Consider the following 15,794-nt stretch of genomic DNA (forward strand, 5'->3'; position numbering starts at 1 on the left):
GCCGCCAGTTCTGGGGTAGTGGTATGGGAAAAGCTTTTCCTTATGACGTAAACATACGACACACTATGTCGTATGTTTACGTCATTTTCAGCTTCACTCCTCATGACCTACGCCAAAACTGCTGCGTTCACGCAGGAGCAGCAGCAGCTGGCCCGCGTGGCTAAGGCCCTGGCCCACCCGGCCCGCGTGGCCATTATTCAGCTTCTGGCCAGCAAGAATACCTGCATCTCAGGCGACATCGCGGCGGAGCTACCTCTCTCGCGGACCACCGTTGCCCAGCACTTGTGCGAGCTGAAAGCCGTGGACCTGATTCGAGGGGAGATTGAGGGGGTAACGGTCTGCTACTGCCTGCACACGGAGCTGTTGCGCCGCGTTCAGCAGCAGTTTGCGGCTTTTTTTATTGAAGCCACCACGGCGTCTTCCTGTGGGCCGGCGGAGGCGTGCGCCTGCTAATTATTCTTCTGCTATTTCCCTACCTATGAATCTTATCAAGATAAAGTCTTCTCTGGCCTTCGCCGATGCCGACATGCTGCGCCAAGCGTGCTGAGTATGGCCCCGCACGCACCACCGGCCGCCGCGCCCCTGGCCGGGGCCGAAAAGAAGCTCTCGGGCCTCGACCGGGGCCTGACGCTCTGGATTTTTCTGGCAATGGCCCTCGGCGTTGCCCTTGGCTACTTCGTGCCGGGCATAGAGCGGGCAGTTAACTACTTCACTGTGGGCACGGTAAATGTGCCGCTGGCCCTGGGCCTAGTGCTCATGCTGTATCCGCCGCTGGCCAAGGTCAAGTACGAGCAGCTACCCACGGTTTTCAGAAATACCCGCATCATTGGCTTGTCGCTGGTGCTGAACTGGCTGGTGGGGCCGCTCCTCATGTTTCTGCTGGCCATTTGGCTGCTGCCCGACAAGCCGGCGTACATGATGGGCCTGATTCTCATCGGCATTGCCCGCTGCATCGCAATGGTACTGGTCTGGAACGACCTGGCCGACGGTAGCCGCGAGTACGCGGCCGGGCTGGTAGCGCTCAATTCTATCTTTCAGGTGCTGTTTTACAGCGTGTTGGCCTGGCTGTTTATCACCGTGCTACCCCCGTACTTTGGCCTGAAGGGCTACGCCGTGCAGATTGGCATTGGCACCATTACCCAAAGCGTGCTCGCGTACCTAGGCTTACCTTTCGCAGCGGGCTTCCTTTCGCGCCTCGTACTGCGCCGGGTGCAGGGCGATGCCTGGTACGAACGGGTATTTATTCCGGCCATTAGCCCGATTACGCTGATTGCCTTGTTGTTTACTATCGTGGTCATGTTCAGCTTGAAGGGAAAATTGCTTATCCAGATTCCACTGGATGTGCTGCGCATTGCCCTGCCGCTGGGCTTGTATTTCGGGCTCATGTTTGGGCTCAGCTTCGCGGCTGGTAAGTGGCTGGGGGCAGGCTACGCCGAGAATACCAGCGTCGCCTTCACGGCTACCGGCAACAATTTTGAACTGGCAATTGCCGTGGCTATCGGCGTATTTGGCCTCAATTCGGGCCAGGCATTCGCCGGGGTAGTGGGGCCGCTGATTGAAGTGCCGGCCCTGATTGCCCTAGTTAACGTGGCACGTTGGTTGCGCCGCCACTGGTACGGCCGTTCTGCCTAAGTACCCTAGAATGGTGCGGGAGTAGCCCTCCGTGTGGGCCGCCCTACCCCCTTCTTAAACAGCTAACGCCGCCCGGTCAACAATGTGGCCGGGCGGCGTTAGCTGTTTAGGAGGAGGCAGGGACTATTTGAACAGCGCCAGCGCCTTTATAAACGTTTGCGACACGCCCCACACCAAGGGTACGCCCACCACGAGCCAGGCCAGAATGACGGAGCCGCCCGCAGATTCTTCGGGGGCCGCGTTGGAAATTGGTTGCGGATTCATAAAGCTAGATTATTGAAAATGAAAGAGAAAGCCCTCAATTGATTAATGGCCACCGGCCTCGACGGCAACCGGGCCTTTTTCGTAATACCTGGCGTTCACGGCCGTCACGGCCAGGTCGGCCAGCAGGCCTACCACGAGCAGGCCGGCCATCGTATAGAACACGTTTTGGTAGGCAGCCGCGCCGGTCAGGCCGTTGGCTTTGGCGTGGTCGTGGAGCTGATGCACGATGAGCGGCCCCAGCACGCCGGCCGTGCTCCAGGCCGTGAGCAGGCGGCCGTGGATGGCCCCTACCTGGAATTTACCAAAGAGGTCGGATAAAAAGGCTGGGGCCGTGGCGAAGCCCCCGCCGTACATGCTCACGATAACGCAGGCTGCTATGACGTAGAAGGTTAGCTGCAAGTTGTGGCCCAGCGTGGGCACGAGGGCGTAGAGCAGAATACCCAGACCAAAGTAGATGGCGTAGGTGACCTTACGGCCCAGCTTATCGGAAGCCGACGACCAGAAGAAGCGGCCCAGCAGGTTGAACAGGCTGAGCAAACCCACGAAGCCGGCGGCGGCGGCGGCCGTTACGCCATTTCCTACCCCCATCGCTTTGTCCGAAAAGGTATCCTGAATGAGCGGCGAGGCCGTTTCGAGCAGACCGATGCCGGCTGTTACGTTGGTAACCAGCACCACCCACAGCAGCCAGAACTGCGGCGTTTTAATAGCATTATCAGCCGACACATTGCCGGTCGTAATCAGCGCGTTGTGCTCGGCGTTGGGCACGTAGCCGGCCGGAGCCCAGCTGTCGGCCGGCACCCGGATGGTCCAGACCCCGAACTGCATAAACAGGAAGTAGATGATACCCAGCACAATAAACGTGGGCGCTACCCCCTGCGGCGCGCTGGCCTTGAAGTGCGACATCAGGGCCACCGACAAAGGCGAGGCAATCATCGCCCCACCGCCGAAACCCATAATGGCCATGCCCGTTGCTACCCCCTTGCGGTCGGGGAACCACTTGATGAGCGTGCTCACCGGCGAAATGTAGCCAATGCCCAGCCCGATACCGCCCACGAAGCCGTAGCCAAAATATACCAGCCAGATGTTGTGCATACTTATGCCCAGCGAGGCAATGAGGAAGCCGCCGCCGAAGCAAAGCGCCGCCGCCAGCATGGCCTTGCGCGGCCCCACGCGCTCCAGCCACTTCCCAAAAAGAGCGGCCGACAAGCCCAGCAGCACGATGGCAATCGAGAACGTGACCCCGATTTGAGTGGGCGTCCAGTCGGCCGGGGCGGGGTTAGCCGGGTCGCCGCTGATGAGCGAGCCCAGCGGCTTATTAAACACGCTGAAGGCGTAAGCCTGCCCGATGGCTAGGTGAATGGCCAGCGCCGCCGGCGGCACCAGCCAGCGGTTGTAGCCGGCCGGCGCAATAGTGCGGCTGCGGTCAAGTAAAGGAGCGGAAGAATCGGCCATAAGTGGGCGGGAAAGGGTAGTGTGAAAGAAAGTAAGCCAGCGCCAATCCGCTAAGCTTTTGCAAGATATAGCCAGCCTTTCGCCCAGCAAAGGCAGCGACTGTTTATGTTGCTAATCTGGTATAGGCGCGTTGCTAATGCGGGGCGAACCGAGTGGTTAGGAAAACAAAAAGTCCCTGACTCGCCGTCAGGGACTTTTTGTTTGCTCTCAAAAAAGACTGCTACGCCGGCACCGCCTCGGCGCGGGGCCTCACCGCGGCGGGGGCAGTGCTAACTTTTGCCTTGGCCACGGTCACGCGCACGTACTTGGAAGTGGGCGTATTGCTCACCTTAGCCACGCTGCTGATGGGCACCAGCGGATTAGCCTCGGGGAAATAGGCGGCCACATTACCCTTCGGGATGTCGTAGGGCACCACCACGAACTTCTCTACGGTACGCTGCTCGCCTTCGTGATGACTCGTGATATCAATCAAGTCTTTGGCTTGCAGGCCGCGCTGGCGCACGTCCTCGGGATTCATAAACAACACCCGGCGCTCGCCGTGGACGCCGCGGTAACGGTCGTTGTACTCGTAAATAGTCGTGTTGAACTGGTCGTGGCTGCGCACGGTCATCATCACCAGCTCGTCGGGGCCCACTTCGTACTGCTCTAGCTCGGTAGTGGTGAAGTTAGCCATGCCGTTTTTGGTGGTGAACCGGCGGTGGCGTGGGCCGTTGGGCAGGTAGAAGCCGCCCGGCGAACGCAGCTTCTCGTTGAAATCATCGAAGCCCGGAATAACCCGGCTGATGTGGTCCCGAATGACGTCGTAATTCTCGGTCATCGCCACCCAGTCGCCCTTGATTTTATCGCCCAGGGTAGCAATGGCGATGCCGCTCAGAATGGCGACTTCACTCAGAATATTATTACCCGGCAGCGGGACCAGAATGCCTTTGTTCTGGCTCACTACCCCCATCGAGTTCTCGCAGGAAGTCATCTGGTGGCCAGCCTTTTGCATATCGATATCCACGTGCGCGAAGCAGGGTAGCAGCAGGCTGGTGCGGCCCGTCACGAGGTGGCCGCGGTTGAGCTTGGTGCCCACGTACACGGTCAGGTTCTGCTTACGCATGCCTTCGGCGATGATTTCGGTATCAGGGCCAGCGGCCAGCAGGTTGCCACCCAGGCCGAAGTACACCTTGATTTTGCCGTTGACCATCGCCTTGAGGCTCTCCACCGTGTCGAGGCCGTGCTCGTAGGGCGGCTCAAAGCCGAATTCTTTCTTCAGCGCATCCAGAAACTCTTTAGCCGGCTGCTCCCAGATGCCCATCGTGCGGTCGCCCTGCACGTTGGAGTGGCCGCGCACCGGGCAGGTGCCTGCGCCCGGCTTGCCAATGGCCCCTTTCATGAGGTGCAGGTTCACAATTTCCTGGATGGTTTGTACGCCCTGGCGCTGCTGCGTTACGCCCATTGCCCAGCAGGTAATAATTTTCTGCTTGTGGGCAATGATATTGGCCGCCTCCAGTAGCTGCGCCCGGCTGATGCCGCTCAGCGCCTCAATATCTTCCCAGCTCGTGTTGCGAATATTCTGTTCAAAGCCCTCAAAACCCGTAGTGAATTCCTTGACAAACTCGTGGTCCACGACCTGGCCGGGGTTCAGGTCCTCGGCCTCAAACAAGTGCTTCATAATGCCGCGCAGCAGGGCCATATCGCCGTCTACGCGCACTTGCAGGAACACGTCGGTTATCTGCGTGCCGCCGCCCAGCATGGCCCCCAGCGCCTTCAGCGGATTCATGAAATCCTGCGGGTCGCGGAAGTGGTTGAGGCCCGCTTCCATTAAGGGGTTGATGCTGATAATCTTCGCCCCGTTTTGCTTGGCAATTTTCAGCGCCGACAACATCCGCGGGTGGTTGGTACCGGGGTTCTGGCCGATGATAAGGATGACTTCCGCCTCGTGAATGTCATTGAGCGTGACCGAGCCTTTGCCCAACCCAAGGGTAGGGCTGAGGGCCGCGCCGCTGCTCTCGTGGCACATATTAGAGCAGTCGGGCATGTTGTTGGTGCCAAACTGCCGCACAAAGAGCTGGAACAAGAACGCCGGCTCATTAGGCACCTTGCCCGAGGTGTAGAACGTGGCCTCGTCGGGCGAGGCCAGCGCGTTAAGCTCCTGGGCCACAATACCAAACGCCTCGGGCCACTCGATGCGCTCGTAATGCGTGCTGCCAGGGCGCTTCACCAGTGGGTGCGTGAGGCGGCCGGCGTTGTTGAGGTCGCGGTCGGTCATGCGCGACAGCGCGGCCAGGCTATTCTTAGCAAAAAACTCCGGGCCGGCGGCCTTGTCGTCAGCATCGGAAGCGGTGGCTTTTGCGCCGTTCTCGCAAAATTCCGCTATCGAGCGGTGGGTGTCCGGGTCGGGCCAGGCGCACGACGAGCAGTCGAAGCCGTCCGTCTGGTTGAGGCCCAGCAGGGCCTTGGTGCCGCGGCCCACGCCGGCCTCGCCCCAGTTGAATTCCATCGACTTAATCACAGCCGTAACGCCGGCCGCGATGCGCTGCTGCGGCGAGAGGCGCAGGCCGGTCAATTCCTCGGGCGGCTGCGCCAGCACGGCGTGCTGGTACTTGGCCCCGGCCACGTCGGGCACCGGCAGGCGAGGCTCCACCTTGGTGGGGCCGGCGTGCCCATCGGGGTCGGTGCGGTCCGAGGGGGTGGCACTGGCTTGTCCACTATGCGAGCGAACGGGGGGGGTAGGGGCGTGCGGCTGGTCGGCGGGGGAATTCTCCATGAGGTATCAGAATAAAAGAGTAGCAATACAAGGTAACTGGCTCGCCGCACCCACGGTGGAGCTTAATGGCGGCAGTCGAGGTCTTTCTCTACCAAGATACATAGCTCTCGGTTTTCAGCCGCTAAAACCCGCTCCTCGAAGCCAATGTTTGCGGTGCTGGTCCAGGCTTCGGCAATGGCGGCCGGCACCTCCACCACCAGCGCGCCCGCCGCGTAGCGCACCCGCACGGCCGGCGCGGCATCGGTGGCGGGCAGGCGGGCCAGGGCGTAGCTCAGCGTAGCCGAGGGGGTAGGGCCAAAGGCGATAACGTAAGCCACCTGCCCGGTGCGGGCAAACTCGGCCACTTCGGCTTCGGAGAGCCGCAGGCGCAGCGAATTTTCTTCCAGGCGGAGCTTCATAGAATGCGGCTTTCGTGGGTGTAGATGTTGAAACGCTGGTCGCGCACGAAGCCCAGCAGCGTGAGGCCAAACTCTTCGGCCGCCTCCACGGCCAGGCTGCTCGGCGCGCCCACGGCCGCCAAAATGGCCACGCCCGCCACGGCCGCCTTCTGCACCAACTCGAAGCTGGCGCGGCCGCTTACCAGAATAATATGCTGATGTAGAGGTACTTGCCTGGCCAGCAGCGCCGCGCCCACTACCTTGTCGAACGCATTGTGGCGGCCCACGTCTTCGCGCAGCGTCAGCAGCTCGCCTTCGGCGGAAAACAGGGCGGTGGCGTGCAGGCCGCCGGTTTGGGCAAACACGCGCTGGGCCGCCCGCTGGCGCTCGGGCAGGGCGTGAATGATACTGGCCGGCACCCGCGGCGCATCGGCGGGCGGTGGCAGCGGGCAGCTGGCGGCCCGCACCGCGTCGATGCTGGTTTTGCCGCATACCCCGCAACTCGACGACGTGTAAAAATGCCGCTCCAGCCGGTCCAGCGCCACGGCCACGCCGGGAGCCAGCTCCACGCGCAGCACGTTGCCGCGCTCCTTGGGTCGGCGCGGGTCGGCGCGGTATTCAATGCTTTCGATATCAACCGCTTGGCGCACGATGCCTTCACTCAGCAGGAAGCCGGCAGCCAGCTCCGCATCGTGGCCGGGAGTGCGCATGGTTATGGCCAGGGCCAGCACCTGGCGCGCCCCGGCCGGTCCGTAGCCCAAGCTGATTTCGAGCGGCGCTTCCACGGCCAACAGGTCAGTGGCGGTAGTGGCGGCCGCGCCTTCCACGCGCCGCACGGTGGTGCGCTCGGCGCTGGCCAAAAGCGGGGGGGTAGGCATTTTTTAAGTCTCGGGTTCCTAGTTACATACTATCGCTTCCGGGTTCTCTGCGGGCTAAAACCGTCAGGAGCCAGCAGCATAACTAACTCGCCTGCAAGTAGCTGACCATGAGCGCGGCGGCTTGGCGGGCGGCGCTGTGCTGGCCCAGCTTCTGGCGCAGCTCGGCGTAGCCGGCTTTTTGGCGGGCAATGTAGTCTTCATCCGTCAGCAGGCGCTTCAGCTCATCGAGCAGGTAGCGGGCCGTGAATTTATTCTGGATGAATTCGGCTACCACCTCGCGGCCCACGATGAGGTTGACCAGCGAGATGTAGGGCACCTTAATCGCGGCCTTGACAATGAGATACGTGAGGCTGCTGGTGCGGTAGCACACCACCTGCGGCACATCGAAGAGGGCCGTTTCGAGGGTGGCCGTGCCGCTGGTGACGAGCGCCGCGCTGGCCCGCGCCAGCAGGTCATACGCCTGGTCAAATACCAGCTTAATTCCATTGCGCTCAAAGTGTTGGTAGTATACTGGGTCGAGGTTGCTGACGCCGGCCACCACGAACTGCGCGTCTTGGAACGCGGGTAACACGGCCAGCATCTCGTGCAGCATCTCCTCAATCTCCTGCTTGCGCGAGCCGGGTAGCACGGCCACAATCGGCCGGTCGGCGCTGAGGCCGTAGCGGGTCATAAACTCGGGGTCGGGCCGGAACGCCGCCACCTCGTCGGCGGTGGGGTTTCCAATATAATCTACTTTATAATCAAAGCGTTGATAGAATTCTTCCTCAAAGGGTAGAATGACAAACATCCGGTCCACCAGCACCTTAATTTTTTCGACCCGCCCCTGGTTCCAGGCCCATATTTTGGGCGAGATGTAGTAGAACACCTTGACGCCGTGCGTCTTGGCCCAGGCCGCCATGCGCAGGTTGAAGCCGCCGTAGTCCACCAGGATGAGCACGTCGGGCCGGTACTCCAGAATATCGCGCTGGCATTCCTTGAGCAAGCCTCTGAATTTGAGCAGGCTGCTCATGGTTTCCCACAGGCCCATCACGGCCAGGTCGCGGTAGTGGCGTACCAGGTGCCCACCCACAGCCTGCATCTGGTCGCCGCCCCAGTAGCGAAAGTCGGCGGCCGGGTCCTGGCCTTGCAGCTCGCGCAGCAGGTAGGCGGCGTGGGTGTCGCCGGAGCGCTCACCAGCAATCAGGTAGTATTTCATTTAACAGATATCATTTAACATTTAACATTCTTTCTTTATCAAAAACAGTAGGGCAGCGGCGGCGGCCTATTGATAGGGCCTACCAGCAAAACGGCCTGTTACATGTTAATTGATACCTGTTAAATAACTAGCCGCCAAAGTATTCCACCGCGTTGCGGGGCGTTTCGTAAATCTTGATGCAGTGCAGCTGAGCGGCGGTGATGGCGGGCAGCTCGCGGGTCAGAATCTGCCAGAAGGCGACGGCCAGGTTTTCGGTGCTGGCGAGCTGGCCAGCCAGGAAGGGCACGTCGAGGTTGAGGTTTTTGTGGTCTACCTGCTCCGTCACGTGCACCCGGATGAGGTCGCTCAAAGCTTTGAGGTCCACCACGAAGCCGGTATCGGGGTCGGGCTGGCCCTTCACGGTCACAATTAGCTCGTAGTTGTGGCCGTGCCAGTTTTCATTGGCGCACGGCCCGAATACCTCCGCGTTGCGCGCCGGGCTCCAGGCCGGGTTGTAGAGCTTGTGGGCGGCGTTAAAGTGCTCGCGGCGACTGACGTATAGCATATTTTTTTAGGCTACTAGCTGCTGGTTGTTGGCTGTTAGCTCTTCGTTATATAAAACAAAAGCCAGCAGCTAACAGCTACTAGCTAACTACTTTTCCGCAGCAAATATACGAAAAATGGCACCCCTAGCAGGGCGGTTACCAGGCCCACGGGCAGGCCGGCGGGGGGGTAGAGCAGGCGCGCCAGCAGGTCGCAGGCCAGCAGAAAGCCGCCCCCCAGCACCGCACACCCCACCAGGTTGAGCGGCCCCGTGGTGCCCAGCAAGCCCCGCGTGAGGTGCGGCACCACCAGCCCCACGAAGCCAATGGGGCCGCACAGCGCCACTACCCCCCCGGTGAGGGCCGCCACCAGCCCCAGCAGCAGCCAGCGCAGCCGCGCCACCGGCAGGCCCAGCGCCTGCGCCCGCTCCTCGCCCAGCAGCAGCAGGTTAAGGTCTTTTTGCAGAAAAAACAGCATAATCAAGCTGCTAGTCAATACTATAGCCGGCGGCCCCAGCCCTACCCACCCCGCCCGCTCAAACGACCCGAAAGCCCAGAACACCACCGCCTGCAAGTTGCCCTGGTCGGCCTTCAGGAAGATGATGAGTGAGCCCAGCGCCGCCGCCAGTGCCCCTACCGCCACGCCGCCCAGCAGCAGCGGCGCGGGCCGCACCCGCCCCCGCCGCGAGCCGATGGCCACCACCAATGCCGTGGCCAGCAGCCCGCCCACCAGCGCCGCCAGCGGTGGCAGATACAGCCCGCCCAGCGTGAGCGCCGGATAAAACAGATACGCCACAATGGCCCCCAGCGAAGCCCCCGAGGCCGTGCCCAGCAGGTAGGGGTCGGCCAGCGGGTTGGTCACGAGCGTCTGGAGCAGGTAGCCGCTCAGGGCCAGGCTCGCGCCGGCCAGCCAGGCCAGCAGCAGCCGTGGCAGCCGCAGCTGCACCAGCACCAGCTGGGCCGGGTCGGCGGGGTCGTAGTGGCGCAAGGTCTTCAGGATGAAGCCGTAGCTGGTGCTATACGACCCTACCCCCAGCCCCAGCCCCAACAGCAGCAGCGTAAGTAACGCGCCGGCGAACAGCCAGCGGCCAGGGTGGGTCATGGGGTAGTGATTAATGGGTAATGATTAGTAATTAATCGCTTATCATTGCGAGCATGTTGCGCATCAAGCAAGGACGCGGCAATCGCCCCAGAACGACACCCGCGCCGGTCGCTCAGATGCAACTGCTTCGCGTTGCTCGCAATGACAAACGTCTTTTTCGTAAGTTCTATACCAAGCACCAATCAATGCCCCAGCAGCCTTCGCAGCTCGCGCACGGTTTCCACGATGCGGGGGCTGGGGCGCTGGAGCAGGTTGGAAGTAGTAGCAAATACGCGGCGGGCGCGGTAAGCGCGGGTGCGGCGCAGCTCGGGGTTTTGCTGAAAAAACGTGCTGTCGAGCTGGCCGAAGCGACCACCCAGCACCACTTCGGGGTCGAGCTTCAGCACGTATTCGCGGGTGAGGGCGGGGTAGGGCTGCGGAAAGGTATCGCGCACGGCGTTCTGGCCGCCAGCCAGCCGGATTTCATCCGTAAACAGTGTGTTTTGCCCGTAGGCGTAAATGGGGTCGGCTGAGGCTAGAGCCAGCACCGTGGACCGGTGGGCGGCGGGCGGCGTGGCGGCCAGCGCGGCGAGCTGCGCCCGCAGCGAATCGGTGAGGCGGCGGGCCTGCGCGGGGCGGCCCAGCAGCCGGCCCATGTCGGTGAGGCCCTGCAGCACGTCGGCTACGCGCCGGTATTTTTGGTAATACACCGGAATGCCGAGCTGACGCAGGCGCTCGGCGGCATCGAGCGGGGTGAGGCCTTCCACGGTAAAAATTACGTCGGGCCGCAGGGCCACCAGCCGCTCCAAATCGAGGGGGTAGGACGTGACCAGCGGCTTGCGCAGCACGGCGGCGGGGTAGTCGTCGACCTGGGTGCGGGCAATGATGGTGGCCGTGTCGGCCACGGCGTACAGCATTTCAGTCATGCTGGGGGCCAGGGCCAGCACCCGGCGCGGATGGGCGGGCAGGGTGAGGGCGCGGCCCAGGTCGTCGTGCACCAGTACGGTGGCGGCCGGGTTAGCAGGCTTGCTGGCGGGCTGGCAGGCCAGCAGCCCGGCCAGCAGCAGGCTTGCAAAGGGCGAAACGCGCATGACCGCAAAGGTAGCCCGCCCCCGCGGGGCGGGGTGGCCGTACCTTTGCTCGCCGGCAAAAAGGCTGGAATAACGCCACAGAATGAGCCGGCGAGCCGTACTGCTTTTCTGGCCGGCCAGCTTGCTTCTTACCCCAATCCTTCGTCCCATGATAGTCGTTACCGGGGCCGCCGGCTTCATTGCCAGCTGCCTAGTTTCCCGCCTCAACGCCGCCAATTTCAACGACCTCGTGGTGGTGGATAACTTCGCCGTGGAGAAAAAGCTACCCAATATCCGGGGCAAGCACCTGCGCGAATACGTGGACCGCGAGGAGTTTTTCGACTGGCTCGATATCCACCACGAGCAGGTGGAATTCGTGTTTCACCTGGGCGCGCGCACTGATACCGCCGAGCAGGACCCGGCCGTGTTCGACGTGCTGAACCTCCACTACAGCCAGCAGATGTGGCTGGCCTGCGTGCGCTACCAGCTGCCGCTGGTGTACGCCAGCAGCGGGGCCACCTACGGCGACGGCCGCCTCGGCTACTCCGACCAGGACCCTACCCTCCTCCCCCGCCTGCACCCGCTGAACCCCTACGGCGAGTCGAAAAACGACTTCGACAACTGGGCCGTGCAGCAAACTGAGCAGCCGTATTTCTGGGCGGGACTGAAGTTTTTCAACGTCTACGGCCCCAACGAGTACCACAAGGGCCGCATGGCCTCGGTGATACTGCACGCCTTCCGGCAGATTCAGGAAAACGGCTCCATGCAGCTCTTCCGCTCGCACAACCCCGCCTACGCGGACGGCGGCCAGATGCGCGATTTTATTTATGTGAAGGACGTGGTGGAAGTATGCTACTTTTTCCTGCACCACCGCACGCAGTCGGGCATCTACAACCTCGGCACCGGCCAGGCGCGCACCTTCATGGACCTGGCCCTCAATACCTTCGCCGCGCTGGACCGGCCCGCCGACATCCGCTTCCGCGACACGCCCGAGGACATCCGCAATACCTACCAGTACTTCACCGAGGCCGACATGCGCAAGCTGCGCACCGCGGGCTACGACCGGCCGTTTGCGACGTTGGAAGAAGGCATCCGGGACTACGTGCAGGGGTATTTGGTGGCAGGCACGTACTATTAGGGATGTAGCGACGCGACCCCTCCCGTCTCGCGTCGTTGAACAATCATTCTGGCGGCAAGAGACGCGAGGGGTCGCGTCGCTACAACCTATCAGCGGGTGGCGTGCTTACTTTGGCAAAAAGTCCCGCTCTATGCTTCGCAAACTCCTACCCCTGCTCGGGCTGCTAACGCTGCTGAGCCACCGGCCCGCCCGCGCGCAGGCCGTGTACTCGGCCACTGACCCGCTGGCTCACACCTTCAGCATCGTGGCCCGCGACCCCAAAACGGGCGAAATGGCCGTGGCCGTGCAAAGCCACTGGTTTTCGGTGGGCACCAGCGTGAGCTGGGCCGAGGCCGGCGTGGGCGTGGTGGCCACGCAGTCGTTTACCAATAAGTCGTTTGGCCTGAGAGGATTAGCTTTATTGAAAAGCGGTAAAACCGCTCAGCAGGCGCTCGACGAGCTGCTGGCCGCCGACGAAGGCCGCGAGGTTCGCCAGGTCGCTATCCTAGACAACCAGGGCCGCGTGGCCACCCACACCGGCAAAAAGTGCGTGGATATGGCCGGCCAGCAGCAGGGCAACCAGTTTTCGGTACAGGCCAACATGATGCTGAATGCTACCGTGTGGGGCGCGATGGCCAAGGCGTACGAGGCCAACGCCGCCCTACCCCTCGCCGAGCGCGTGCTCGCCGCCCTCGACGCGGCCCAGGCCGCCGGCGGCGACATCCGGGGCCGGCAGTCGGCCGCGCTGCTCGTAGTGCGCGGCACCGCCACCGAAGGCCCCTGGGCCGACCGCCTCATCGACCTGCGGGTGGACGACAGCGCCGCCCCGCTGCCCGAGCTGCACCGCCTGCTGAAGCTCACCCGCGCCTACGACCACATGAATGCCGGCGACCTGGCCGTGGAGAAAAACGACATGCCGACCGCCATCGCCGAGTACCAAGCCGCCGAAAAGATGTTTCCCCAAAACCTGGAAATGAAGTATTGGCACGCCATCACGCTGGCCAATAAGCAGCAGGTGCCCGCCGCGCTGGCGTTGCTAAAACCCATTTTTCAGCAGGAGCCCAACTGGCGGATATTAACTGAGCGCCTGCCCAAAGTGGGCCTGCTCACGGTGTCGCCCCAGGAGCTGAAGCAGATTCTGGCGCTGCGGTAAGTCCTTGGCCGCGACGGCTACTGACCCGTGGTTTTTTGCCGCGCCGGGAACCAGTGCGGTAGGGCGGGCCGTACGTTGGCACTGCTTGCCAGCCGGCCGGCTTCACCCTTTTCACCCGCGTCGTGTTCAACAAGAAGCGCCCCTTACTTAACTCGTGGTGGCAGCTGCTGCCGGCGGGTGGCATGGCCCTGTTCGTGGCGCTGTATGCCCTGGCGGCCGCGCTGTACCCAGGCGGCTCGCCAACCGACAAAACCGCGCCCGGCTTCAGCTGGCTGCATAACTACTGGTGCAACCTGCTCACGACGGTCGCCATCAACGGGCAGCCTAATGCCGCCCAGCCCGTGGCCCTGCTGGCGATGAGCGTGCTGTGTGCGTCGCTCATGCTTTTTTGGTATTACCTACCCCCGCTTTTCCCCTTCGGAGCCCTCGGCGCAGGCACCGTGCGGCTAGCCGGGATGCTTTCCATGGTTTTTGCGGGCTTCCTCTCCAGCGCGCAGCACGACTTGGTACTGAATATCGCCTGCCTGCTCGGGGTGGTGGCGCTCGGCGGCACCTTTGTGGGTTTGTACCAAACCCGGCGGCTCGGCCTGCTGGGGCTCGGGGTGCTGTGCCTGGTGCTGCTGGCCACTAATAATTACGTGTACTACACCCAGCAATTCATTTACTCGCTGCCCGTTATCCAAAAATTCACGTTCGCCATTTTCCTGGGTTGGTTTTCACTCCTCAGCGTGGCAGCATACCGCCAGGGCAGGCCGTAGGCGGCCTAATGCGGTTTCCGGGTCGGGGTACGGGGCAGGGTAGCACGAAGTGGCACTCCGGGCCAAAGCCGGCCGATAAGCAGCGAGCCCATTACGCCCGGTCAGCTCTCCGCAGCAGTCTGGCCACGCTGCCCACCCGCCACGCACACAGAGACTTGGCGCGACAGAAGTTAAGCAAGCAGGCACCTTAAAGCGGGGAATAAAACCGGCGGGGCACCCCTATAGAAACAACGGGCCGGCTACCTTTACCAGCACCCTCCCAAACGCGCCGCAACCTATGCGCCGGCCGCCGCTACCCGGCACTTGGGCCCTGATGCGGGAATAAATGCGCTTAAGGAGAATGCGGCGGGTTTAACCGCTCCTGCTCGTAACCAACCAATTCACTTCTATGCGCCAGTTACTTACGCTTATTTTGCTGCTCGGCTTCACCGCTACCCAGGCCCAAACCAAGCCGGCGGTTAGCCCGGTGCCGCACCATTTTTTCACCCTCACCAACTTCAAAACCGAGGCCGGCGTAGTACTGCCGAAGGCCCTGGTGGGCTACGGCACCTACGGCCACCTCAATGCCAAGCATGACAATGCGGTGCTGCTGCCCTCGCACTACATGGCTGGGCACCGGGGCTACGAGTGGCTCATCGGCCCCGGCAAGTGCCTGGATACCACAAAGTTGTTTCTGGTCACGACCGAGCTGTTTGGCAACGGGCACTCGTCGTCGCCCAGCAACACGCCCGAGCCGTTTCACGGGCCGCGCTTCCCAGTGATGACCATCCGCGACAACGTGCTAGCCGTGCATGAGCTACTGACCAAGGAATTGAAAATAACGCACCTGCGCGCGCTCATCGGCTTTTCGATGGGCGCGCAGCAGGCGTTTCAGTGGGCCGTGAGCTACCCCACCTTCGCCGACCGCATCGTGGCTACCTCGGGCACGGCCAAGAATTATCCGCACGGTGTAGTGCGCCTCGAAGGCCAGATTGCCGCCCTCACCGCCGATGAGGCCTTCAAAAACGGCGACTATACCGCCCCGCCCACCAAGGGTATCGAGGCATTTGCGGTGGTCTGGACGGGCTGGCTTTTCTCGCAGGAATGGTGGCGCAAAGAGCTGTGGCGCAGCGAGGAGAAGCCCGGTACCACCTTCGAGCAGGTGCTCAATAACTACCGCACGCACTTCATTCCGGGGGCCGATGCCAACGACCTCATTGCCCAGATGCGCACCTGGGAATACCACAACGTGGGCACTACCCCCGGCATGGGCGGCGACGTGGAGAAGGCCCTGCGCAGCATTAAAGTACCCTTTTTGTACATGCCTTCCGAAACGGACATGTACTTCCCGGTGGGCGACGCGCGCTACGAGGCGGCGTTTATTCCGGGCGTTACGCTACTGCCCATTCCGTCGCTGTGGGGCCACACGGCCGGCGCGGCCAGCAATCCGGCTGACGCGAAGTTTCTGAACGATAACATCGGGAAGTTCTTGGCGGCGGGCAAGTAATTATACCGAAGAAAAGCACGTCATGCTGAGCCCGCGAAGCATCTCTACCACGCCGTTG

General features: G+C 62.2%; 15 protein-coding genes. 6 read left to right on the forward strand and 9 right to left on the reverse strand.

The features are described from left to right. Positions 1 to 102 precede the first annotated feature (102 nt). Both LC531_RS13620 and arsB read left to right on the forward strand, forming a co-directional pair. Positions 103 to 453 carry an ArsR/SmtB family transcription factor gene (locus tag LC531_RS13620; RefSeq protein ID WP_223651070.1) on the forward strand — a complete coding sequence of 117 codons (351 nt, stop codon included), beginning with the start codon at positions 103 to 105 and terminating at the stop codon, positions 451 to 453. Between the two features lie 96 nt (positions 454 to 549). Beyond that, positions 550 to 1,632, forward strand: coding sequence for an ACR3 family arsenite efflux transporter (gene arsB / locus LC531_RS13625; RefSeq protein WP_223651072.1), 1,083 nt, complete (start codon positions 550 to 552; stop codon positions 1,630 to 1,632). Positions 1,633 to 1,755: 123 nt separating this feature from the next. Here arsB and LC531_RS13630 read toward each other — a convergent pair whose 3' ends face one another. The 9 genes from LC531_RS13630 to LC531_RS13670 form a co-directional block, all read right to left on the reverse strand. Continuing rightward, positions 1,756 to 1,896 (reverse strand): MFS transporter small subunit, encoded by a 141-nt coding sequence (locus tag LC531_RS13630; protein ID WP_223651075.1) that lies wholly within the window; start codon positions 1,894 to 1,896, stop codon positions 1,756 to 1,758. 42 nt (positions 1,897 to 1,938) lie between these two features. Continuing rightward, complete coding sequence (locus LC531_RS13635) at positions 1,939 to 3,348, reverse strand: L-lactate MFS transporter (RefSeq protein WP_223651077.1); 1,410 nt, start codon at positions 3,346 to 3,348, stop codon at positions 1,939 to 1,941. A gap of 220 nt (positions 3,349 to 3,568) precedes the next feature. After that, a complete protein-coding gene (locus LC531_RS13640; RefSeq protein ID WP_223651078.1) occupies positions 3,569 to 6,100 on the reverse strand; it encodes an FdhF/YdeP family oxidoreductase in 2,532 nt (843 codons plus the stop codon). Between the two features lie 62 nt (positions 6,101 to 6,162). Next, positions 6,163 to 6,498: a DUF7009 family protein gene (locus LC531_RS13645; RefSeq protein ID WP_223651080.1), complete on the reverse strand. Its 336-nt coding sequence runs from the start codon at positions 6,496 to 6,498 to the stop codon at positions 6,163 to 6,165. Beyond that, positions 6,495 to 7,355, reverse strand: a complete 861-nt coding sequence (gene fdhD, locus LC531_RS13650; RefSeq protein WP_223651082.1) for a formate dehydrogenase accessory sulfurtransferase FdhD — start codon at positions 7,353 to 7,355, stop codon at positions 6,495 to 6,497. The genes LC531_RS13645 and fdhD overlap by 4 nt, the downstream gene beginning before the upstream one ends. A gap of 82 nt (positions 7,356 to 7,437) precedes the next feature. Beyond that, positions 7,438 to 8,550, reverse strand: coding sequence for a lipid-A-disaccharide synthase (gene lpxB / locus LC531_RS13655; RefSeq protein WP_223651084.1), 1,113 nt, complete (start codon positions 8,548 to 8,550; stop codon positions 7,438 to 7,440). Positions 8,551 to 8,677: 127 nt separating this feature from the next. Beyond that, a complete protein-coding gene (locus tag LC531_RS13660) occupies positions 8,678 to 9,094 on the reverse strand; it encodes a 6-pyruvoyl trahydropterin synthase family protein (protein WP_223651086.1) in 417 nt (138 codons plus the stop codon). 83 nt (positions 9,095 to 9,177) lie between these two features. Continuing rightward, positions 9,178 to 10,173: a FecCD family ABC transporter permease gene (locus tag LC531_RS13665; RefSeq protein ID WP_223651089.1), complete on the reverse strand. Its 996-nt coding sequence runs from the start codon at positions 10,171 to 10,173 to the stop codon at positions 9,178 to 9,180. 182 nt (positions 10,174 to 10,355) lie between these two features. Beyond that, positions 10,356 to 11,243 carry an ABC transporter substrate-binding protein gene (locus tag LC531_RS13670; RefSeq protein WP_223651091.1) on the reverse strand — a complete coding sequence of 296 codons (888 nt, stop codon included), beginning with the start codon at positions 11,241 to 11,243 and terminating at the stop codon, positions 10,356 to 10,358. A 148-nt stretch (positions 11,244 to 11,391) separates the two neighbouring features. Here LC531_RS13670 and rfaD point away from each other — a divergent pair, with 148 nt between their 5' ends. The 4 genes from rfaD (at position 11,392) to LC531_RS13690 (ending at position 15,736) form a co-directional block, all read left to right on the forward strand. Continuing rightward, complete coding sequence (gene rfaD / locus LC531_RS13675; RefSeq protein ID WP_223651093.1) at positions 11,392 to 12,360, forward strand: ADP-glyceromanno-heptose 6-epimerase; 969 nt, start codon at positions 11,392 to 11,394, stop codon at positions 12,358 to 12,360. 130 nt (positions 12,361 to 12,490) lie between these two features. After that, positions 12,491 to 13,492 carry a DUF1028 domain-containing protein gene (locus LC531_RS13680; protein ID WP_223651095.1) on the forward strand — a complete coding sequence of 334 codons (1,002 nt, stop codon included), beginning with the start codon at positions 12,491 to 12,493 and terminating at the stop codon, positions 13,490 to 13,492. 122 nt (positions 13,493 to 13,614) lie between these two features. Continuing rightward, entirely contained in the window at positions 13,615 to 14,250 is a 636-nt protein-coding gene (locus tag LC531_RS13685; protein WP_223651097.1) for a hypothetical protein, read from the forward strand. A gap of 388 nt (positions 14,251 to 14,638) precedes the next feature. After that, positions 14,639 to 15,736: an alpha/beta fold hydrolase gene (locus tag LC531_RS13690; RefSeq protein WP_223651099.1), complete on the forward strand. Its 1,098-nt coding sequence runs from the start codon at positions 14,639 to 14,641 to the stop codon at positions 15,734 to 15,736. The last annotated feature ends 58 nt before the right edge of the window (positions 15,737 to 15,794 follow it).

This window comes from Hymenobacter psoromatis (assembly GCF_020012125.1).
GTDB lineage: Bacteria > Bacteroidota > Bacteroidia > Cytophagales > Hymenobacteraceae > Hymenobacter > Hymenobacter psoromatis.

What these genes read in the sequence shown, in the direction of transcription:
- LC531_RS13690 (WP_223651099.1), top strand. Translation starts at nt 14,639, where the DNA reads ATGCGCCAGTTACTTACGCTTATTTTGCTGCTCGGCTTCACCGCTACC.
- LC531_RS13635 (WP_223651077.1), bottom strand. Translation starts at nt 3,348, where the DNA reads ATGGCCGATTCTTCCGCTCCTTTACTTGACCGCAGCCGCACTATTGCG.
- LC531_RS13640 (WP_223651078.1), bottom strand. Translation starts at nt 6,100, where the DNA reads ATGGAGAATTCCCCCGCCGACCAGCCGCACGCCCCTACCCCCCCCGTT.
- rfaD (WP_223651093.1), top strand. Translation starts at nt 11,392, where the DNA reads ATGATAGTCGTTACCGGGGCCGCCGGCTTCATTGCCAGCTGCCTAGTT.
- lpxB (WP_223651084.1), bottom strand. Translation starts at nt 8,550, where the DNA reads ATGAAATACTACCTGATTGCTGGTGAGCGCTCCGGCGACACCCACGCC.
- LC531_RS13680 (WP_223651095.1), top strand. Translation starts at nt 12,491, where the DNA reads ATGCTTCGCAAACTCCTACCCCTGCTCGGGCTGCTAACGCTGCTGAGC.
- LC531_RS13670 (WP_223651091.1), bottom strand. Translation starts at nt 11,243, where the DNA reads ATGCGCGTTTCGCCCTTTGCAAGCCTGCTGCTGGCCGGGCTGCTGGCC.
- LC531_RS13630 (WP_223651075.1), bottom strand. Translation starts at nt 1,896, where the DNA reads ATGAATCCGCAACCAATTTCCAACGCGGCCCCCGAAGAATCTGCGGGC.
- LC531_RS13620 (WP_223651070.1), top strand. Translation starts at nt 103, where the DNA reads ATGACCTACGCCAAAACTGCTGCGTTCACGCAGGAGCAGCAGCAGCTG.
- LC531_RS13665 (WP_223651089.1), bottom strand. Translation starts at nt 10,173, where the DNA reads ATGACCCACCCTGGCCGCTGGCTGTTCGCCGGCGCGTTACTTACGCTG.
- arsB (WP_223651072.1), top strand. Translation starts at nt 550, where the DNA reads ATGGCCCCGCACGCACCACCGGCCGCCGCGCCCCTGGCCGGGGCCGAA.
- fdhD (WP_223651082.1), bottom strand. Translation starts at nt 7,355, where the DNA reads ATGCCTACCCCCCCGCTTTTGGCCAGCGCCGAGCGCACCACCGTGCGG.
- LC531_RS13645 (WP_223651080.1), bottom strand. Translation starts at nt 6,498, where the DNA reads ATGAAGCTCCGCCTGGAAGAAAATTCGCTGCGCCTGCGGCTCTCCGAA.
- LC531_RS13660 (WP_223651086.1), bottom strand. Translation starts at nt 9,094, where the DNA reads ATGCTATACGTCAGTCGCCGCGAGCACTTTAACGCCGCCCACAAGCTC.